This is a genomic window from Tautonia rosea (assembly GCF_012958305.1).
Lineage (GTDB): Bacteria > Planctomycetota > Planctomycetia > Isosphaerales > Isosphaeraceae > Tautonia > Tautonia rosea.
In genome coordinates this window covers 380951-402108 of the sequence record NZ_JABBYO010000006.1, presented here as the reverse complement: position 1 = coordinate 402108, position 21158 = coordinate 380951, and the positions used below count along the sequence as shown (strand labels likewise).

Below are 21158 nucleotides of genomic sequence, written 5' to 3'. Positions count from 1 at the left end.
CGTCGGCTGCCCCTCGACCCCGAGGGCCGGATCATCTCCGGCCACAAGGGGTTGGGGCAACTCGTCTGCACTCGCGAGGCTCAGCGATCCGAGTCACCGGGGCGGTTGCGGAACCGGCCTAGGAGACCAGGACGACGGGGCTCGGGCTCCTGGAATTGGGGATCAAGCCCGAGTTCGGCTTCAAGCTCGCTTTTTGGCTCCTCGTCGGGCGGATTTGACGTGGTTCCCCCCGGCCGAAGCCGCTTGAATAAGCCGAATCCGCGCCGACGGTTGGTCTCCTCCTCGAACGAGGCGGGGGCGAGGGCATCGTCCTTGACAATGTCCTTGCCGGCGAGCAGGGCCCGATCGTACTGCTGAACGTCGTTCGGGACGGTATCGATCTGGAAGGCCGCGTCGAGATTGGCCTGGGAGTGGGCCCCCTGGAGGATTGAGACGACCTGCGGGTAGGTCGCCCCGAGGGCCGAGACGCAGCGGATGACCTCGACGAGGTCGGTTGAGCAGGAGAGCACCTGGGGCGGGGCTCCGGTCAATTCGATCCGGGAGACCTCAATCCGGCGATCGCCCTGAGCGGCATTGAGCAAGATGGGACCGGTTCCGCCGAGGACCACGGGAGTTTCCAACTGGTGCTGATCCCCGAACAGGACGATCTCCGGGCGTCGGGTCCGGCTCACATGGATCATGGGAGGCCCATCGCTTCGAACGACGTACAGCTCGAAGGGGTCTTCCCGAGGCGGTTCCTTTCGAACCGGGGCCGCTTCCGCACCAACGCGGAGGCTCATGGGATCGTCGGCCTCTTCGGAGCGTCGGCGTTCTTCGAGGAAGCCGAGCACCCGGGTTCGACCAAGGTACGGATCGCCGGGGTCAGCGGTCCGCAAGGCGTTGAACGCTCCGTATCGGATGGCCGGGTCGGGCTGGTCCATCAGGGTGCGGAGCCGGACAATCCCGGCCGGCTGATCCATGGCCGCCAATGCGGCCAGCGCCATCGTCCGAAAGTCGGGCTGCTCGATCACCGCCCTCACAAGTTCATCCGTACCGGCCGAGTCATCGAGGTACGCGAGGGCCTCGGCGGCGAAGAAACGGACCTGCGGGTGATCGCTCGTCAGCGCCTGGGCCAGGACGGGTGAGGCGATCCCGCCAATCGCTTCGAGCTTCAGGGCCGCCTCGCCGGCGGTCTTGGGGTCGAGAAGCTCCTTACCCCAGGTTTCGAGCCGCTGATCCTGGAGTTCCGGCGTGCGCTTTAAGCGAAGCTGAGCGAGCACCTGGAGGTAGCGAAGCTGATTATGGTGGTAGCGCTGGGGGACGTTCAACACGATGGTGTTGTCGGTCTTGGCCGTCGCCACCCCCTTCTTGAAACGGCCGTCACGATACTGGAAGCGCTGGTTCACCAGGTCCTGAAGCTGCTTGGCGACGCCCCCGCTCCGGTAACGATCATTGATCAGCAGAACGTAGGGAATTTCTTGCTTGATCCGACCGCCACCGAGCACGCGACCGACTTGCGGGTCGTCGGGGGCCTCGGCGTTGCCGGTAATCACCGGGCCATAGGCGTAGACCATCGGCTTACCGTCGAGCTGATTGCCCGACGCGATGCCGATTTCGTTGAGCCAGGTCCCCATGAGGAAGCCGCCTTCAAGGCTGGTCGTCTCGCTGTCGGGCGGGAGGAGCACCTCGATGTTCAGCTCGTCCTGAGGAGACATGCCGGCGGTAATCCGAGCCCGAACGACCACCAGGGACGTCCGCTGGAGCGGGTCGCCAAGGATGGACTGGACGTCGAGATCCGGATTGCGCTTGATCTCGGTCTCCAGCTTCTCGCGATAGGCCGAAGGTCGGGGTTCCGATCCGGTCCCGGCCAGGCCGATGACGAGGCCAACCCCCTCGACGACCTTCTGTCCGAAGCCCAACGGCTCGGCGATGTCGACGACCTTCTGATCGGTATCTTGACCGAGGACCACTGCCGGGGCACCGATCATGAAGATCGCCACCCCGAACCCAACCAAGGCCCTCGCCGGGACCGCGCGTCGATCGCCGCGTCGCATCACCTGGCCTCCTTGCCTGTGACTGCATCTGTAACGTGATCGAGGCGCCCCGAGACGCCTCTTGCCCGCCGCCGAGGACCGGGGCGAGCATCCTTTGAGCAATCGGCCCGGCTCTTCTCGATAGAAGCCGAAAGGCCGGATCACCTGTATGGACGAGTACGGATTGCGTTGCGGCAAACGCTCCCACCGCTCGGGGTCGATCAGGAAGGGAGTGTCCACCCAGAGAGCGGGCGGACCGGTGCGGTAGAGGCGGTTGACCGGACGCGGACTTTAAGCAAATCGCTGAGAACGGTCAAGATCGTCCCCGAAGTTGCAGTCGAGGGATTCTGGAGAGACTCGCAGCCCGAACCACAGCCCCGACCCCGAAAACCGCTACAAACCGCAACCTTGCGCCGAACACACTCCGCCTCGCATTCTCCCTATATGGTATAAATCCCCTGGGTTCGCGTTACGCGGCGGGACTGAGGGAACGTCGAATTCCGTCCATCGGTGCCGGTCGGGGGAGCGGACCCGGCCGGCGGGTGTGGATCGCTCCTCGGTTGGCACCCGTGTCACTCCGTCCGGCTGCTTCGTTTGAGGATCGCATCATGTGTGGCATCGCTGGCGCAGTGGATCTGACCGGAGCCCGTCGAACCTTCCCCCTCGATCGGGCCGTGTCCATGACCCGGGCGATCGAGCACCGGGGGCCGGACGCGGAAGGGATTCACCGCGAACCGGGAGTGTTCCTGGGGGCCAGGCGGTTGTCGATCGTCGACCTCAACGGCGGCTTTCAGCCGATGGCGAACGAGGACGGCTCGATCTGGGTCGCCTTCAACGGCGAATTATATGACGACGACCAGTTGAGGCGCGACCTGATCGCCCAGGGGCACCGGCTCCACTCGCGATGCGACACGGAAGTCTGGGTCCATCTGTTCGAGGACTACGGCGACGGGGCCTTCCGCGCCGCCAAGGGGCAGTTTGCCGTCTCGCTCTGGGATCGCAACCACCGGACGATCCACCTGGCCCGCGACCGCGTGGGCATCTGCCCGTTGTTCTATGCCGAGCGGGACGGCTGGCTGCTGTGGGGCTCGGAGATCAAGGCCCTGCTGGCGTCGGGTCTCGTGGACCCAATTCCCGACCCGAAAGGGCTCGACTCGTTCTTCAACACCTTCTCGGCGAGCATTCGCCGGACCTGCTTCCGAGACGTTCATCTGCTGCCGCCGGGGCATTTCTTGCGGGTGGATGCAGAATCGGGGCGGAAGCACGTTGTCAGCTACTGGGACCTGGAATTCCCGGATGCAGGGGAGGAGCGTCGGGAGGAGAACGTCGAGGGATTGATCGAGGAGTTCGAGGGCTTGATCCGCAACGCCGTCCGCCGTCGATTGCGCGGGGATGTGCCGGTGGTCAGCTACATCAGCGGGGGGCTCGATTCTGCGATCGTGCTTGGTGTGGCCGGTCAGGAGCGGGGAACCCCCCTGCCCTCGTTCTCGGTGGCGCTCGATCGGGCCGGGCCGGACGAACGGACGAAGGCGAGCGAGGCAGCGGCCGGAGTGGGATCACCTTTGACGCTCGTGGAAATGTCCAAGTCTCGGATCGCTGAGACGTATCCTGAGTTGATCGTCGCCGCTGAGATGCCGGTGATGGATACGGCGTGTGCGACCTTGCTTCGGCTGGCGCAAGCGGTGCATCGCGACGGCTACAAGGTCGCCCTGACAGGGGAAGGGGCCGATGAGGCGATGGCCGGCTATCCGTGGCACCGAATGCACGCCATGCGTGATCGCTTCAAGGCCCGATGGGGGGAAACGCTTCCCCGGATCGGCCGGGAATGGTTCCTCAACCGTATCTCGACCGACCCAAGAGCGCGCAACCCAAGGTTCCCGGTCCGAGGGGCGCGCGTCGCGCAGCAAGAGCTGTACGACATGCTCGGGCAATCACGGGCTCGCGTGTATTCGGAGTCGATGTGGTCATCGATCGATGGATACAGCGCCTATGGCGAGGACATGGGGATCACCCACGATCGCTTTGAGCACTGGCACCCGCTGCATCAATCGCTGTACCTCGGCTACAAGGTGATGCTGCCGGGGCTCTTGCTGGCCGGCAAGGGGGACCGGGTGGCGATGAACGCCTCGGTCGAGACGCGGTATCCGCTGCTCGACGAGGACGTGACCGCCTTCTGTGCCGCGCTGGCTCCGGAATACAAGCTGCGAGGGAAAACGGATAAGTGGCTGCTCCGCCAGGTCGCCCGTCGTGTCTTGCCGAGCCCGATCGGCGAGAAAACGGCGAGCCGACCGAAGGAGATGTTCCGGGCCAGCCTCTCGCGGACCTTCCTCGGCCCGCACCGGCCGGGATGGGTCGATCAGTTGCTCAGCCCCGAGTCACTCGGCCGCACCGGCTTCTTCGACGCCGAGGCTGTGGCGGCGGAAGTCGCCCGACGCCGCTGGTTCCCCCGAGTCACCCCGAGGCAAGGGGGAATGGACCTGAGCCTGACGATGGTCATTGCCACGCAGCTCTGGCATCACACCTATTGTGGCGGCGGACTCTGCGACCTGCCGACGTGGTCGGCTCCGACCGTCAGTCGCGCGGATCTGTCGATTCCTGATGCCTCGGCCTTCGCTCCCCACACGGCGACGGCGGCCAGCGCCTGATCAAATCCGATCGATCAGAACTGGCTGATCGTGAGCAATCGCGTCGGCCAGGCAATGGCTCAGGGCGATGAGGGCAGCATCGACCTCGTCGCCCGGCTCGATCGCGTTTCGGGCGAAGCGGTCACGGAGCAGACGGAACGCGGAGAGCGTTTCCGCCGGGTCATTGAGCACGGATCGGCCGACCTCGGGATCGAACAGCCCACGGTCGGCGATCCAATCGCTCAGGATGTTCAGACGCTTGATCCGACGGTCGCACCACCAGAGATCATGAAGGCCGCGGAGGATCACGTCGAACGTCCCGTACCAGAGGTCCACCGGGACCGGATCGTCCTCCCCTCCGCAGACGCGAACGCCGGGAGCGCCAGGGCGGCCGAAGTCATCGGGATCGTCGTCGATCATCTCAGTCCGCAAGCTCCGTGAGCGATCCGTACGGGGAATGCGATTCCAAGCACTCTCGGCTCCCCTTCACCCGGCCTGACGGCCACCCTCTCCTCCGCGATCGGGGGAGAGGGTTTGGGAGGCGGGGCTTCATCGAAAGAACAACGAGGGTCAACGGCCGGCGGCGGCCTCGGTCGCGAGGGCGTCGGCGGTGTGGCCGAGGGTGGTCCAGGCCCATCGGAACAGGTTGCGGGCGTCGGTGTAGCGGGCGTCGGCGGAGGTGCTGCCGAGGACGACGGTGATGACCCGGTCGTCGCCTCGCGATCCTCGGGCGACGAGACAGGCACCGGCGGCGCTGGTGGTGCCTGTCTTCACGCCGTCGTAGCCCTCGGTCGGCAAGAGCCGATTGGTGTTGTTCCAGAGGACGTTGCGCGGCGAGTCGTCGGGGTCGAACAGGGTGCAGCCGCGGCGGCGGGTGGAAACGATCTCGGCGAAAAGCTCGTTATCCAGGGCGACCCGAGCCAGGCGGGCGAGATCGACGGCACTGGCGTGGTGTCCGGGAGCCGTCAGGCCGTGCGTGTTGGCGAAGCGGGTGTCGGGTAACTCCAGCTCAATGGCCAGGCGGTTCATGGCGGCGACGAAACGAGGGAGCGGGTCGACCTCGTGCGGGTCGTCTTCGATCGGGCCGACTCGGGCGCCGAAGTGCTCGCCAAGCGCGACGGAGGCGTCGTTGCCAGAAGGGAGCATCAGGCCGTAGAGCAGTTCACGGACCGTCAGGCGCTCACCAGCCCGAACGCCAGCGGTCGAGCCGTTGGTGCGGTCGGCGCGCTCGGAGAAGGTGACGACCTCGTCGAGGATGCTCGGGTCGGCTTCAGCCAGGCGGACGACGACCAGGGCGGTCATGATCTTGGTCGTACTGGCCATGTCGAGTGCCGTGTCTTCATTGTCGCCGCCGAGCAGTTCGCCAGAGTCGGCGTCGATGATGGCCCAGGCCTTGGCGGTGACGAAGGGAGGCCCGTCGATCGGGTCGGGCTCGGCCTGTTCCTCGACCTGGTTGTTGACCTCCTCAGGAGAGGGAACGGGCGGGTCTTCGAGGGGTTCGGTACCGAGGGCAGCGAGCGTTTCCGGGTCGGCATTGCCGCTGGTGGGCAGGTTCCGAAGGCCTTGAAAGCGGATGAGGGCCGACTGGGTGGCTGGGCCGAAATCACCATCGACTGAGAGGCCGGGCGAAGGATCGAGCGCGGCATTGAGCCGTCGCTGGAGCGCCTCGACGGCCGGCCCGTTGGCCCCGAAGCGGATTGTCTCGGAAGCGTTGTCAGCGGGTTGAGAGTCTTCGGGCAAGCGGTTGAAGTGGTTGTAAACCTCCTGGGCGACGCGGGCGATGAGGCGTTCGGCGGCGTTGTCGTCGGTCCAGCGGGTATCTTCGTTCTCGGAGGTCAACACACAGAGGGCAACGGGGCCGCCGGGAGTTTCGATGATACCGGCCGAGGTGCGAACCTGGCTGACGGCTCCGGTCTTGTGCGCGACCTTCGTGCCGGAGGGAAGGAACCGCTTGAACAGCTTGTCATCCTGACAGTTGAGCATGTGTTCGTACATTTGCTCGGAGGCATCGGCGCTGACGAGCTCGCGGGCGTGAAGCTGTTTGAGCAGGGTGATCATCTCGTCGGCGGTGGTGCTGCCGAGGCCAAACTCGGGGCTGCGGTCGGGGAAGACGGAAGTATCGCGGCGGTAGACCTTCGAATGAAGCTTGGTGTTGGGCAGTCCCATGCGCTCCATCGTGTCGGCGGTCGCCTTCAGGCCGACGGCGTCGGCGACGAGGTTGGTTGCGGTATTGTCTGAGTAGGCGATCATCAAGCGGATCGCGTCGCGGAGCGGGAACGAGGCCCCCTCGGAGAAGTGATACGTCAGGACTCCCGAACCGGGAACCTTGTCGTCGTCGATCAGGGTGATGGCCTGATTCAGGTCGAGTCCGTCCTCGGCAGCCTGGCGGTAGGCTTCGACCATGACGGGGAACTTGATCAGGCTGGCCGTCGGCATGGGTCGATCGGCGTCCTTGCGGTACGAATCGCCCGACTCCAGATGCTCGACGGCGACAGAGACCTTCCCTTGATGCGACTGGAGCAACGGTTCCAGGCGATCGTCGAGCGATGTTTGCGCGTGAAGAAGCGGACAGACGAAGAGGAGCAGGACGACACTCGCAGTCGTCAGGGGGGCGCATCGAATCATGGCAATGGAGTCTCAGGAGGGCGTCGAATAGGGGCCGATCCGCCGCCGCGTCCTCAGCCGAACCGGGTCGATCCTCGGGAAGCAAGGTGAGCGGCGATCCCGCCATCGTGGCGAATCGCCGGGCTTGACGCAATCGGCCAGACGGTGTTGGGATCGCCTGATCGGCGAGGGCTCAGAGGCGAATCCGTGGGCAAGGGCGAGATTTCCGAATAGAATCGAATGCGACACGGCCCGCTCCGGTTGACCCATGGCACCGAAGGCCCCAGGGAGCCCGTCCGCATGAACCCTTGGCGATCCGAGTCGATCGGGGCATTTGCCCTGATCGCGCCCTTCCTCCTTCTCATCCCGCCTGCATCTGGCACGGGGAATCCGCGGCCGCACGAGCCGTCTGATCGCTCGACCGCAGCTCCGGAGCTTCGCTGGCGAGAGCCGGTCGCGATGGCCGTTTCCTTCGATGGATCGTGGCTTTACGTAGCGAATCGGGGGAGCGGGACGATCTCGGTCATCGACACGCAACGGTGTGTGGTCGTGACGGAGGAGCCGGTGGGGGCGGCCCTTGCCGACCTGGCGGCGACGCCGGATGGGCGGTTCTTGCTGACGGTCGATGAGGAGCATGACCAGACCGTCTTGTTGAGGGTGGAGGGGCCAGAGCTTTCGGTCATCGCTCGGGTGGCGGTTGCCGACACACCGGTGGGCGTAGCAATCGAACCGGACGGCTCTAGGGTGTTTGTCGCGTCGCTCTGGTCGAGAACGGTGACGATCCTTGAGGTGGGTGAGGCTGATCGGCCGTTGCGCGTAGTTCACACGGTCCCGTTGCCATTCGAAGCAAGGAACGTGCTGGCGATCGGTGACGGTCAGGCGGTCGTGGCCGATGCGTTCGGCGGACACCTGGCGGTGGTGGACGGGAATGTCGGTGCGCTCGCTTCGGTCCGGGAACTCCCCGGGCACAACATCCGAGGAATGGTGCAAAGCATCGAGGGAGATCGAATCCTGATCACCCATCAGGTATTGAATCGATCGGCGCGCACCGACATGAATGATATTCACTGGGCCGGATTTATTGGCAGCATGCTGCGAACGATTCCAAGAGCGGCCCTGCTCGACCCCAACGCCGACCTGCACGCGGCGAGCACCCGTCAGCACCTGAGCGATGTGGGGGACGGTGCGGGGGACCCGAACGGGGTGCTGGCGATTCCCGGAGGTCGGATCGCAGTGGCCCTGGGCGGCCTGAACCGGGTGGCGTTCGGCCCTGAAGGAAGCTCGATCGGGCAGCGGGTCGCGGTCGGTCGTCGGCCGGTAGCGATGGTCCGGCTTTCGGAGGACGATCGGGTTGCGGTGGCCAATGCGTTCGACGATTCGGTTTCGATCGTTACGCTGGCGTATGGCGCGAAGCCGGTCTCGATCTCTCTCGGCCCGACCCCCGAGCCCGACCCGGTGCGCCGGGGTCGGTTGCGGTTTTACGATGCGAGGCTTTCGCACGACGGCTGGATGAGCTGCCATAGTTGCCACACCGACGGCCATGCGAACGGTCAGATGGCCGACACGCTCGGGGATGATTCGTACGGGACGCCGAAGCGCACTCTCTCATTGCTCGGCGTCGGAGAGACAAAGCCCTGGGCCTGGGACGGGGGAATCGAGGTTCTTGGTGATCAAATCAAGAAGTCGGTTTCCTCAAGCATGAGGGGATATCCTCTCTATGACGACGAGGCGGAGGAGATCGAAGCCTATCTTCGGTCGCTCGGGCCTCCCCCTGCCCTGACCGCTCCGGAGCACCCGTCGTACGACGCCGAGGCGGTTGCGCGTGGGGCGAATCTGTTCCGAGCGATGCGATGCGACCGCTGCCACACGCCGCCGGTCTACACCTCGGCCGAGGTGTACGACGTGGGCCTGAGCGACGAGCAAGGCCAGACCGCGTTCAACCCGCCGTCGCTGCGGGGGGTTGGTCGACGGCCGATGTTCTTTCATGACGGACAGGCGAACACGCTCACGGACGTCTTCAACCATCACCAGCATCAGCTTGAGGAACCGCTCGGAGAGGAAGACCTGGCGGATCTGATTACATTTTTGAACAGTCTGTAACGATTGATCCGTGTCGAGCGATGGTTCGCCTCGACCATTTTCCGTTCATGTTCCTCTTCACGAAGACTCCCATGACGCACAGAAATTGCGGTGAACTGGCCGGGGATGACGTTCAAGCTGAGGCTGATCGGCCTGAAGGAATGCATCGCCGGGCGGTCTTGAAGGCGCTGGGGGCCTTGGGAATCGGCTCGGTGACGTTTCACCGAGCGTTGGCGGCCGGGGTGGGCGAGGGAGTGATGGTGACTCCCGAACTGATCGCCCAGGCCGAGTGGATCTCCGGCCTGGAACTGAACGACGATGAGCGGGCGAGCATCTCCAGTGCCCTGATGCGCGCGCTGTCCGATTTTCGGCAATTACGAGCCGTGCCGGTCGACTACGATGTGCCCCCTGCCCTGACGTTCCTGCCCGACCCGGACCTGCGGCCCGCGGCCGAAATTCGCCGCAATCAGGCCGAGCCGAGCGACTGGCACGCGCTGGAGCGTCCGGCCTCGGACGAGGACCTGGCGTTCCTCCCCGTGACCGAGCTGGCAAGCTTGATCCGGTCGCGGAAGGTTTCGTCGATCGAACTGACTGAGCTGTATCTTGACCGGCTCAAGCGGTTCGACCCGATGCTCAAGTGTGTTGTCACGCTGACCGAGGAAACCGCCCGGGAACAGGCGAAGCGCGCTGATGCAGAGCTGGCCGCCGGGCAGTACCGAGGCCCCTTGCACGGCGTTCCCTGGGGGGCCAAGGATTTGATGGCCTATCCCGGCTACCCGACGAGTTGGGGAGCGCCGCCGTTCAAGGATCAAGAGCTCGACACCAAGGCCACCGTGGCCGCCCGCTTGGAGGAGGCGGGAGCAGTGATGGTGGCCAAGCTCTCGCTCGGAGCGCTGGCAATGGGGGATCGCTGGTTTGGCGGTCGGACCAACAGCCCCTGGGACCCGAGGCGCGGATCGAGCGGCTCGTCGGCCGGGTCGGCCTCTGCCGCGGCAGCTGGGCTGGTCGGTTTCGCGATTGGCAGCGAGACCCTCGGCAGCATTGTTTCGCCGTGTCGCGCCTGCGGTGCCTCGGGCCTGCGGCCGACGTTCGGCAGGGTGAGCCGACACGGCTGCATGACCTTATCATGGACGATGGACAAGGTCGGCCCGATTGCCCGATCGCTGGAAGATTGCGCCTTGATCCTCGACGCGATCCACGGCACCGACGGGTTCGACGCGGGGGCCGTGGATCAGCCGTTCGACTGGCCTCCGAAGGTCAGTCTGCCGAAGCTGCGGGTTGGTTTCTTCGACGATCCCGAGCGCCCGGCCGATGATCGACCGGAGTTGGCGATCTTGCGCGAGCTGGGCGTGAGCCTCGTTCCCATCAGCTTGCCTGACCAGTACCCGACGTCGAGCATCACCCTGATGCTCGGTACTGAAGCGGCCACGGTGTTCGATGGCCTGACTCGGGCAAGGATTACCGAGGGGCTCAATAGCTGGCCAATCACCTTCCGACGCGGGCAGTTCATCCCGGCGGTTGAGTACCTTCGGGCCGCTCGGGTCCGTACTCTGCTCATGCGAGCGATGGCCGATCTCATGAAGACGGTCGATCTATACGTTTGCGACGCCGACGACCTGGCCCTGACCAATTTGACCGGCCACCCGACGGCTGTCCTCCCGTTCGGCATGAAGGAGATCGACGGTCGGGACGGTCCCGGCTCGATCACCTTCACCGGACGGCTCTACGACGAGACGACCCTGCTGGCCGTGGCCTCCGCCTTCCAACTCCGCTCGGGAGACCACCTGCGACGGCCCCCTCTGGAACAGTTTCTTGCCGAGTTCTCCCCGGAAGACGAGGATTCTTGAGGGAACGAGACGCGAATCCGCGATTGGGGCGGGGCGCCTAAGGTCGGTCTCTCCCCACCTTCTTTCGATGAGTGTCCATCCTTCGCACTGGAAGAGCCTGCGTCCTCTCGGATCGAACATCCCAACGCACCCGAACACCCAGGACCGATGGAAACCTCGATCGAGATCATCGTTCGCCCGACGGAAATCGACGTGAATGGACATGTCAATAACGGCAAGTACGTCGACTATCTTGAGTGGGGCCGGGAAGACTGGTATGAGCAGCACGGGCTCGACTACGACACCCTGTTGTCCCTCGGGGCGATCACGGTCACAGTCAATCTGAGCCTCAACTTTCGCAAGGAGTGCCGCCAGGGGGAGCGGCTGACCATCGTCACCCGCCCCGAGCGGCTCGGCCGGACCAGCTTCGCGCTTCGGCAGGAAATTCGGAAGCCGGACGGCGAGATCGCCGCCGATGCCGTCGTGACGCTGGTGACCATCGACCCCGAATCCCGCACCAGCCGCCCCGTTCCGGCCCCCCTCGCCGAACCGTTCACCACCTGACGGAATCAAGGGGCGGCGGCCCTGTGTTCGACAGCGTGGGATGCAATCCGCTCCGATCGAGTCGCGTTCCTTGGGCGATCGCTCGTGCTGCGTACCCGGGTCGACCGATCCGGTGAACCGAGGCCGAGGCTTGAGTCGTTTTCCATCTCTGGCCGCACACCCCGACCGGCTGAATCACCATTCAGGGTTGCGCTTCAGACCCAAGAGACCGCCTCCCTTTCCTTGCTTGCTTTTGGAATTTTTTCACCAAACTTGACCTAGACGTTTGACTCAACGCAATTGTCCTCGTATTTTCTAGCTGTGCAGGGCACCCAGGCTTCCCAGATTTACAACTCGAAGGTGTCCTGACCTCCGCCCTACATGCTGGGGTGGTTGTCTCACCGTATCAAGCTCGGAACGCCTTGGTGGTCGAGGCGAGGTCGGGCAGCTTCCGACCGGGTCCGGAATGGGTGGATTGGGGGAGACGAGGCCTTCTCGCGGAGGGTCAACGTCGACCAGACACCCTCGGTCGCCGGACTTGGTGGTTTGTGATGGCATCGGGGTCGGACTCTTCGGTTCGCAACTCGCATATGCGGAGGACATTCGGGATGATCTCATTGCTTCGCCGATCGGCATACTCAGTGGCTTGCCTGGGAGCCCTTTCGCTTGGTGTCCCTCATGTGGCACTGGCTGGGCTGTTCGGACACGGATCGCACGGGTCCAGCGGTGGATCGCACGGGTCCAGCGGTGGATCGAGCGGCGGGTCCAGCGGTGGTTCGCACGGCGGCGGCCTCTTCTCGAAGCACCACGGCTCCAGCGGCGGGTCGAGCGGTGGATCGAGTGGCGGATCGCACGGGGGCGGTCTGTTCAAGACGAGCCACGGGTCCAGCGGTGGATCGAGCGGCGGGTCCAGCGGTGGTTCGCACGGCGGCGGCCTCTTCTCGAAGCACCACGGCTCTAGCGGTGGGTCGAGCGGCGGGTCCATTGGTGGCCTGTTCAAGAAGCATCACGGCTCTAGCGGCGGGTCGAGCGGTGGCTCCAGCGGTGGTGGCCTGACCAAGACGAGCCACGGATCGAGCGGCGGGTCGAGCGGTGGATCGCACGGTGGTGGCCTCTTCTCGAAGCACCACGGCTCTAGCGGTGGATCGAGCGGCGGATCGCATGGTTCCAGCGGTGGGTCGAGCGGTGGCTACGCTTCAAGCGGCGGATCGTACGGCTCGACCGGCGGATACTACGCCGCTCCGGCCGCAGCTCCGATTGCTGCTCCGCAGGCCGCTCCTCAGTATGTGCCCGTTTCTCAGAACGGCGTGCTGAACATCACGGTTCCGGCCGATGCCAAGGTGTATCTCCAGGATCAGCTGATGACGCTAACCGGTGCTGAGCGTCGGTTCGTCACCCCGCCGATCGCCGAGGGAGAAATTTTCGTCACCAACGTTCGGGTCGAACTCGAACGCAACGGCGAGATCGTCACCGAGACGGTTGAAGCTCGGGTCAACCCGGGTGAAGAGGTCAACGTGGCCGTCAACCTCGACGGCTCGGTCATTCTCGCCGGTCGCTGATCGGTTTGTGAGTGATCGTTGAGAATGGACCCGACCCGGGCGGCTCGACCTCGGTTCCGTCGCAAGACGATCGAGTGAGTCCCCGGGTTCGGGTCGTCTCGCAAGGGACTGGATCGGATCGATCACGGAGGTTTCGATATGGACGTCGATTCGGATCGCAATCGCGATCAAGACGCAGATGGGCGGGAGATCGACTCCGGCCCTCCCCCTCGACGGATCGGGCGACGATCGCTCCGGTGGGCGGTCAACCTCTGGCTCGTGCTGCACGTCTCGGCGATCATCATCGCCCCGGCCTCGGTTGCCCCCTCGTCGGCCCTCGCCCAAACGGGCTGGGAGATTGTCCACCCCTACTTGCAACTGCTCTTCTTGAACCACGGCTACCACTTCTTCGCCCCCGAACCGGCCGAGAGCACCTTACTCGGCTACGTGGCGGAGCGGGAAGACGGTACGGTCGTGACCGGCCGGATCCCGAACCGGGAAATCGGCCCGCGACTGCTCTATCACCGCCACTTCATGCTCTCGGAGCACATGGCGGGAACCGATCCCGAGCTACGCGAGCTCTGGCACCAGTCCTTCGCTCGCCACATCGGGACGAAGTACGGCGCCGATCGGGTGAGCCTGTCGCAGATCACCCACTACCTGCCGACCCGGCAGATGGTTCTCGAAGGGGTTCGCCTGGATGACCCGGCCAGTTACGTCGAGCAACCGCTGGGGGTGTACCAATGGGACGAGGACTAAGCCTTGCCATCGGGGCCGTGCGTGATCGCCTGCGGACGATGTCCGAAGGCTGGGACCGATTCTGGTTCTCCCCGGCCGACCCGACATTGCTCGGTGTGCTTCGCGTGCTCGCCGGCTTGATGTTGCTCTACACCCACGCCGTCTGGGGCCTGGCTCTCAACGATTTCTTCGGGCCCGACGCCTGGCTGAGCGTCGAACTGGTCCGCACGCTTCAGGAATACCAGTTCGCCTACTCCTTCTGGTGGTGGATCGAACCCGACTGGATGTGGACCGCCTACGGCATCTCGATCCTCATTCTGGCGATGTTCACCGTGGGGCTCTGCACGCGAGTGACCTCGGTCCTCTCCCTGATCGTGGCCATTTCGTTTGCCCACCGAACGCCCGAGGCCCTGTTCGGCCTCGATCAAATCAATGTAATGCTCACGCTGTATCTGACGATCGGCGATGCCGGCCGCGCCGTCTCGATCGACCGCTGGCGAGCCCGTCGCCGAGGGATCGAGGACGTCGCCCCCAGCGCTCGGGCCAACCTGGGGCAGCGTCTCATCCAGATCCACATGTGCACGATTTATTTCTTCGCCGGTGTTTCGAAGCTCCAGGGGCTGGCCTGGTGGAACGGCGAGGCAATGTGGCTTGCCTTCGCGAATCTCGAATATCAGTCGATGGACATGACCTGGCTGGCCGGGCATCCCCTGTTGATCAACGTCGCAACCCACACGACGATCCTCTGGGAAATCTTCTTCTGCGCCTTGATCTGGAATCGAAACTGGCGGCCGGTGATGCTCGCCGGAGGTACGGCGATGCACCTGGGGATCGGTGCCTGTCTGGGCATGTGGACGTTCGGCTTGATCATGCTGGTCGGCTGTGCGTCGTTCCTGCCGAACGAGCGTGTCAGACAGTTGGTCGAGGTCCTGGCGACGCGACGTTCCCGCGCCGTGCCGGTCTCCTTCCCGATCGCCGCGAGCCCTCAGGCCGCCTCGTCGGCGCTACTCGGCGGACCGCACCAGACCCTCCCCATTGTGGTGACGGTCGATTACGGACCGCACCGCTCGGCGAACGGATCGCAACGCTTCCAGGGATGATCACCTCGATTGAACCACGAATCTTCCGGGAGCGTGATCGTCGCACGCGTCGATCATTCCCGGAAGGTTCAGCGATGACGTGTGGATGCGCCCGTCAGCCCCGGCCGACAAACGGCATCCCGGCGGCCATGACGGTCAGGAAGAGCACATTAGCCTCCGGCGGCAGGCTGGCCATGTAGAGGACGGCTCGGGCGACGTGTTCGGGGTCGATGGTCGGCTCGTTGGCGATGGAGCCGTTGGCCTGGCGAACACCGCCCTGCATACGGGCGGTCATCTCGGTGGCGGCGTTGCCGATGTCGATCTGACCACACGTGATGCCGAACGCGCGACCATCGAGGGCGGTCGATCGGGTCATCCCTGTGATGGCGTGCTTCGCCGCCGTGTAGGGTGCTGAATCGGGCCGGGGCACGTGAGCCGAAACCGATCCATTGTTGATGATCCGCCCCCCTTGCGGTTCCTGGCGTTTCATGAATCGAAACGCCTCTTGAGTGCAAAGGAACGTGCCGGTCAGGTTCACGTCGATCACGCGGCGCCACTGATCGAGCGTCAGGTCTTCGAGCGGAACGGCCGGAGCCCCCGTCCCCGCATTGTTGAAGAGCAGGTCAATGCGACCAAAGGCCCTGTGTGTAACCTCAAAAAGTGCCCGGACGGAATCGGGGTCGGTCACGTCGGTCGGGACGGCGATCGCCCGCGATCGCGCTTCCCCGGCGCGTTCGACTGTTTCTTTCAGGGCCTCCGCTCGTCGTCCCGCGAGCGCGACCGAGTAGCCTTCCCCCAGCAACGCTAGGGCCGTCACCCGGCCGATTCCCGACCCTGCTCCCGTGACAATCGCTGCGTTTCCGAGGGTCACCATCGTCAACTGCGCCTCCCTTCATCACCCTCCTGGTGATGCGTCCCTCGTTGCGAGGGGAGTGAAGGCGACCAGACGGGCGAATGGGCGATGAGGGATTCGAACCCCCGACATCCTGTGTGTAAAACAGGCGCTCTAACCAGCTGAGCTAATCGCCCGAAGGAGTGAGAAGTACGTTATTCTAGCGAGAGAGGGAGGCTGATGGCAAATTCTCACGCGGAAGACGAGTCGGGTGGCGAGGGATCGGTCGAGCGTTGCTCGGCGGCGGCGAGGGCGGGGGCGTCGGCGTAGAGGCGGCGGGTCCAGCGGCCGAAGCCCCAGTCGACGAAGCCGGGAACGACGCGGTTGACGGCGAGGAGCAAGCGTCCTCGGGCGGTCAGGGTCAGCTCGCGGCGGCCACGGAGTAAGGCGCGAAGCCCGGCCTGGGCGACGGCGTCGGGGGTCATACTCCGCTCGGATTCCGTTTTGTATATGGCGGTGTGGACAACCACGTTGCGTTCGAACCCGGTGGTCGTGAAACCGGGGTTCAGGAGCATGACGTGGATGCCGTCGATCGTCCATTCGGCGCGAAGGGCTTCGGTCAGGCCGGCGACGGCGAACTTGCTGGCCGAGTATTCCGGGCGACCGGGCAAGCCGCGTCGGGCAACGATCGAGCCGATGTTGAGCAACGAGGGACGATCGCCTCGGCGAAGCATCGGCAAGGTCGCTCGGCACATTTCAGCCAGGGCGAAGACGTTGATCTCGAAGACCTGACGCATGACCGCAGGCGCGTGCGACTCGAACCGCCCATAGGCCCCGACCCCGGCGGCGTTGATCACCAGATCGAGGGCGCCGTCGAACCGCTCGGACGTGGCATCGAGCAGCTTCCGGCGATCGTCAGCATCGGTCAGGTCGGCGGGAACGGCAAGGATCTGATCGGCGGAGGCACCGGCGTCCTTCAGGTGCTCGACCTCCGAGGCGAGGCGATCGGCCGATCGGCCGGTCACGACGAGCCGGGCACCATCGGCGGCCAGCAGCCGGGCAAAGGCGGCTCCAATGCCGGAGGACGCTCCGGTGATCAGGCAACGCGTGGCCTGGAACGAGTCTCGACGACGGGGCATGGACGTGACGTACTCCTCGGGGATCGGGGAGTCCTCGAACGATGATCGCAAGTCGAACCGGGCTGAGGCCGGAAATCGATCAACGGACGAGCGACGCGTCGGCTCCGCCTTGGACCTCGGTCGTCACCAGCCTCGGATTGCGTCCGAGCGGATTCCAACCGCCACCGGCCATCGGGCCGGAGCTGGGACGACTAATGACCACCCGAGAGGATGATCGGGAGTTGCTGGTCACCAGGTCCGGCTCGGACGAGACGGACGACCGCGGGGCGTCGGCCCGGGCGACCAGCGAGGGGCTTTGCGTGACGACCCGGCTGGGGATCTCGCAAACGTCGTCGAGAATGACGGTTTCTCCCGGAACCACATAGGCCGGGGAGGTCCCATAATAATGATTGTGCGTGCAACCGGTCGCGAGGGCCAGGCCGGCAACGGCCAGGGCCAGACCCGCAGGACCGGGGCGGCGCGACGTCGAAGGGCGTCGCATGGCGATCTCCTATGCCGAGGGAGGGTCCGCCCCGGGCCGGGTGTCCGGGTGAGGGCGCGAGCCATCGTGCTCGCCCTGCGACTCACCCGGGTCGATTCCGGGGATCGGCCGGTTCGGAATTCGGGCCGCGCGATCAGAAGGCTCAACAGAGGGAGATCGGAAGACGTGGCGAGGCCATCCGGCCGGCGAGGGACTTTACCCGAACGGCTCTTCTCGGCCAACCGGAATTTTCCGAAGGAGTTCACAAGTCCTTTTTCGCCCGCCTTCGGTGGGGGGGCATTGCTTGCTGAGCCGTCGCAATGGCCTGTTCGAGTCGTTCCCGGATCAACTGGGTCGCGTCCTCAGGCGAGAGTCCATCCAGTTCCTCAGGGGCAATCCTGGGCGCGAGGTGGAGGCGAAGCGGGTGAGGTCGGGGAAAGCGTTGATCGCGGGGCCATGATTCGAAGGTGCCGGCGATCCCGGCCGGGATGATCGGCACGTGGGCTCGGGTCGCCAGAGCGGCGATCCCGGGTTTCAATTCCTGGAGTGTGCCGTCGGGCGATCGGGTTCCTTCGGGAAAGAAGGTGACGATGCCCCCGGCCTTGAGGCGGCGGAGGGTTTCCTTGAACCCCTGCGATCCGAAGCCGTCTCGCTGAATCGGAAAGGCACCGTAGAAGCGGAGGAAGCCCCCGAATTTCGGCGTGAACAACGATGATCGCGCCACAAAGTTCACCGGTCGGCGAATCCCACTGCCGAGGACCAGGACATCCCAGAAGCTCAGGTGGTTCGAGATGAGCAAGGCGGCTCCGCGTTCCGGGACATTCTCCTGCCCCGACACGCGGAGGCCACCGTAGCACGCCTCGAATCCTCTAATCATCCACTGAGTCATGCGGTAGCCGACCCGTCGAATCCACGAGCGATCATACCGGGGAATGTCGTCCGGTTCGCGACGGCGGGACGAGTCGGGGGCGGTCATGACTGTGGAGGCTCCGGGAGGGATGCCTCGCCCGAGCAGCGCCGGGCCGCGGCCTCGACGATGGTGGCGATCTCTTCGATGGTCCGGCCGGTCGTGTCGATCAGGGTGGCGTCTTCGGCCGGACGCAACGGGGCGAGGGTGCGTTCGGTGTCTTCGGCATCGCGTCGCTGCTGGTCGCAGAGCACCTCGTCGAAGGAGATGGACTCACCACGATCGAGAAATTCGGCATGGCGACGGCGAGCCCGTTCGTTCGGGTCGGCGGTGAGGAAGAACTTGCAAGGGGCGTCGGGGAAGACGACCGTACCTTGATCACGGCCCTCGGTGATCGTGTCATTCTCAGCGGCGAAGGCCCGTTGCCAGAAGGCCAGGATCTGGCGAACCTTGGGGTTCTCGGCGGCGAAGCGGGTGACGCGCGTGACCTCGACCGTGCGGATCGCCTGGGTCACATCCTGATCGTCGAGCAGGACCTGGCCAGGAGGCAGTGAGACGGTGATTCGACTGGCCAGGGTGCCGAGAGCCTCCTCGTCGGCCAGGTCGATTCCGGCTCTCAAGGCGGCCAGCGCGACCGATCGGTACATCGCCCCCGTGTCGAGCAGCCGCCAGCCAAGCCGTTCGGCCACGATCCGGGCCACGGTACTCTTTCCCGATCCGGCCGGTCCATCGATCGTCACCACTCGCCGCATGGAAATCGTCGCTCCTCCCGTCGAGAGTCGTCTCGGTCGCGATGACCGGACCAAGTGTAGCGATTCCCGAGCCCGAGCGGGAGGGATCGGACCCGTTCGAGAGGGCCAGGCCGGTCATCGCCGCTGGCGCATGGTGGCAATGACGATCTTGAGCTGAATGACGTTGGTCAGGTTGTTGCACTGGAGCAGGAACAGCGCAAACGTGCCATCGCCTCGGAGCGTTTCGTGAGTGAACTGGGAGAGGGCGTGGAGCTTGATGCGGACGACGCGGTCGAGCAGCTCGCGGAGACGGCGGGGGTCGTCGGTATCCATCTGCTCGCGCTCGATTGCGGCGGTTTGTTCGAGGAACAGGTCGAGGCGTTCCTTCTGAACACGAACCTCCTCCTGTTTCTCGCGCTCCCGGACGCGTCGCCAGCGGTCCCAGAGCAGGTACGCACCGGCGGCCATTGCAAAGAGCAACTCCTTGAGCGCTGAGAGGGATTCGAGCACCGTGGCCGTCCAGCCGAGATGATCGAACGGGTCGAAGAACGAGCGGGCCGCCGGGTGCATCGGAGCCGGGTGCCAGTCGAGGGCTCGGGAACGAGGAATCAGGTCGGGGAAGTCCCAGGGGCCGATCTCGGAGTATAGGGCTTCGAGGGTTTCCTCGACCAGTCGGGCGGGGGCATCGGCCCTCGTGGCGAGAAAGGCGGTCGTGGCGACCGTCGGCACCGGCTCGGCGGGAATGCGGGGCGACTCGCAGAACAGGCCCCGAGGAATGGTGATCGCGTGGTAATGGTAATGGATCAGGGCGATCGCGTCGGCGTCGATGACCGGAACGAGGACGTACTGTCCCCCGGCCAGCAATCGTCGCAGCGCGCGATTGCTGGAGTTGGTCGTGACGATGGCCGCGTCCAGTTCGTCGTCGAACGCAAGTGAGTCGAAGCTGACCGATCGGGCGTCGAGTTCGATCGCATAGTGATCGAGCAGGTGTTGCGCGCTGACCTGCATTCCCGACCCCGGCTCTCCGACCGAGACGCAACGCCCCCGGAGGTCCTCGATCGTCTCGATCCCCCGATCGGCCCGAGCGACGACGTGCACCACGTCGGGAAAGAGTGGGGCGATCATCGTCAGGCCGCGGAGCGGGACGGAGCCACCTTGAAGAATCGCCAGATCGGCGCGACGATCGGAGTCGTCAGCCAGCAGGAGTTCCCGGCTGGCGAGTGATCCTTCGGAGGGGAGGACCTCCGAGGGCCGTCCGAGCCGTGCCTCGATAGCCGGACCAAGGCGGCGGGCGAACTCATGGTAGCGGCCTTCGACCTGGCCTGAGGAAATCCGGAAGGTTCGCGGAAGCCATTCCCGGGTGACCAGCCAGGTGATCGCCGACCCGATCAGAACCGCGAGCATCGCGGAAGCGACCCCGCGCCGGATCAACCGGGATCGTCGTTGCGCCATCGGCTCGGTCTCGACGATGAGGGAAACTGTCGTCGATCGGCAGGCTTACACCGGATGAGCCGCGGTCGAAGGCTCGTCACTCTCGATCGGCTGACGGCCGGAGAAGCCCGAGTGCAGCTCGTGCCAGTGAGAGACCTCGGGCTCGCCGAGCTTCCAGCACAGGTAGACCTCGCGGCCGTTTTTGAGGCTCGGGAAATCGCAGAGGCCGTTGTGGGCCCCTTTCAGCTCGACGCCGAGCGTTTCCAGCTCGTGCAGGTAGCGCCGGAAGGCCGCCTGTTCGGTCGCAAGTTCGGCGCGTCGGCTTTCCAGTTCCGCGTCGTAGGGGTCGTCTTCGGGCCGAGCGGTCCGACGACGATCGAGCACGGGGGTCAGGCGTTGTTCCAGGTCACTGACGACCTGCCACTGACGAACGATGTCGGCCACGATCGCCCGCACAAGCGGCAAGGCGCGATTGGCCTCCTCGACCGTGAAGTATCGCCGATCAGGCTGATCCGATTTCGGTAATGCCATGGCGCGAATCTCATTCGTGAGGGTCGATGTGACCCGTTCGGGCGATCGAGCAACAAGGGCATTGCGAGCGTCGACGGTCGGAAC

General features: G+C 65.0%; 17 protein-coding genes and 1 tRNA gene. 7 read left to right on the top strand and 11 right to left on the bottom strand.

The genetic code is table 11. The annotated features are described in order from the left end of the window. Positions 1-80: 80 nt before the first annotated feature. Positions 81-2033 carry a flagellar basal body P-ring protein FlgI gene (locus tag HG800_RS13285; protein WP_169977096.1) on the bottom strand — a complete coding sequence of 651 codons (1953 nt, stop codon included), beginning with the start codon at positions 2031-2033 and terminating at the stop codon, positions 81-83. A 587-nt stretch (positions 2034-2620) separates the two neighbouring features. On the opposite strand from HG800_RS13285, the gene asnB reads away from it, so the two are divergent. Further along, positions 2621-4657 (top strand): asparagine synthase (glutamine-hydrolyzing), encoded by a 2037-nt coding sequence (gene asnB, locus HG800_RS13280; protein WP_169977095.1) that lies wholly within the window; start codon positions 2621-2623, stop codon positions 4655-4657. Here asnB and HG800_RS13275 read toward each other — a convergent pair whose 3' ends face one another. Next, on the bottom strand, positions 4658-5056 hold the full coding sequence (locus tag HG800_RS13275; protein WP_169977094.1) for a hypothetical protein: 399 nt from the start codon (positions 5054-5056) through the stop codon (positions 4658-4660). Between the two features lie 150 nt (positions 5057-5206). Continuing rightward, positions 5207-7261, bottom strand: a complete 2055-nt coding sequence (locus tag HG800_RS27410; RefSeq protein WP_235963650.1) for a serine hydrolase — start codon at positions 7259-7261, stop codon at positions 5207-5209. A gap of 279 nt (positions 7262-7540) precedes the next feature. On the opposite strand from HG800_RS27410, the gene HG800_RS13265 reads away from it, so the two are divergent. From HG800_RS13265 to HG800_RS13240, 6 genes are all read left to right on the top strand, one after another. Further along, positions 7541-9340: a cytochrome c peroxidase gene (locus HG800_RS13265; RefSeq protein WP_169977093.1), complete on the top strand. Its 1800-nt coding sequence runs from the start codon at positions 7541-7543 to the stop codon at positions 9338-9340. A gap of 71 nt (positions 9341-9411) precedes the next feature. After that, on the top strand, positions 9412-11166 hold the full coding sequence (locus HG800_RS13260; protein ID WP_235963649.1) for an amidase: 1755 nt from the start codon (positions 9412-9414) through the stop codon (positions 11164-11166). A gap of 147 nt (positions 11167-11313) precedes the next feature. Beyond that, positions 11314-11709, top strand: a complete 396-nt coding sequence (locus tag HG800_RS13255) for an acyl-CoA thioesterase (protein ID WP_169977092.1) — start codon at positions 11314-11316, stop codon at positions 11707-11709. Between the two features lie 587 nt (positions 11710-12296). Next, complete coding sequence (locus HG800_RS13250) at positions 12297-13247, top strand: TIGR03000 domain-containing protein (RefSeq protein WP_169977091.1); 951 nt, start codon at positions 12297-12299, stop codon at positions 13245-13247. A 138-nt stretch (positions 13248-13385) separates the two neighbouring features. Then, positions 13386-13985, top strand: coding sequence for a hypothetical protein (locus HG800_RS13245; RefSeq protein ID WP_169977090.1), 600 nt, complete (start codon positions 13386-13388; stop codon positions 13983-13985). Beyond that, a complete protein-coding gene (locus HG800_RS13240; protein ID WP_169977089.1) occupies positions 13970-15064 on the top strand; it encodes an HTTM domain-containing protein in 1095 nt (364 codons plus the stop codon). Before HG800_RS13245 ends, HG800_RS13240 begins: the two co-directional genes overlap by 16 nt. Positions 15065-15158: 94 nt before the next feature. On the opposite strand, the gene HG800_RS13235 is transcribed toward HG800_RS13240, so the two are convergent. The 8 genes from HG800_RS13235 to HG800_RS13200 form a co-directional block, all read right to left on the bottom strand. Next, positions 15159-15917 carry an SDR family oxidoreductase gene (locus HG800_RS13235; RefSeq protein ID WP_169977088.1) on the bottom strand — a complete coding sequence of 253 codons (759 nt, stop codon included), beginning with the start codon at positions 15915-15917 and terminating at the stop codon, positions 15159-15161. Positions 15918-15998: 81 nt separating this feature from the next. Beyond that, positions 15999-16072: transfer RNA gene (locus HG800_RS13230), tRNA-Val, on the bottom strand. A 54-nt stretch (positions 16073-16126) separates the two neighbouring features. Then, positions 16127-17014 (bottom strand): SDR family NAD(P)-dependent oxidoreductase, encoded by an 888-nt coding sequence (locus tag HG800_RS13225; protein WP_169977087.1) that lies wholly within the window; start codon positions 17012-17014, stop codon positions 16127-16129. 79 nt (positions 17015-17093) lie between these two features. After that, a complete protein-coding gene (locus HG800_RS13220) occupies positions 17094-17495 on the bottom strand; it encodes a hypothetical protein (protein ID WP_169977086.1) in 402 nt (133 codons plus the stop codon). Positions 17496-17736: 241 nt separating this feature from the next. Then, complete coding sequence (locus HG800_RS13215; protein ID WP_235963648.1) at positions 17737-18450, bottom strand: lysophospholipid acyltransferase family protein; 714 nt, start codon at positions 18448-18450, stop codon at positions 17737-17739. Next, on the bottom strand, positions 18447-19133 hold the full coding sequence (gene cmk / locus HG800_RS13210) for a (d)CMP kinase (protein ID WP_169977085.1): 687 nt from the start codon (positions 19131-19133) through the stop codon (positions 18447-18449). The genes HG800_RS13215 and cmk overlap by 4 nt, the downstream gene beginning before the upstream one ends. A gap of 114 nt (positions 19134-19247) precedes the next feature. Continuing rightward, positions 19248-20564 (bottom strand): TAXI family TRAP transporter solute-binding subunit, encoded by a 1317-nt coding sequence (locus HG800_RS13205; RefSeq protein ID WP_169977084.1) that lies wholly within the window; start codon positions 20562-20564, stop codon positions 19248-19250. Positions 20565-20609: 45 nt separating this feature from the next. After that, the gene (locus HG800_RS13200; protein ID WP_169977083.1) at positions 20610-21074 is read right to left on the bottom strand and encodes a DUF2203 domain-containing protein; all 465 of its coding nucleotides are present in this window, start codon (positions 21072-21074) and stop codon (positions 20610-20612) included. Positions 21075-21158 lie beyond the last annotated feature (84 nt).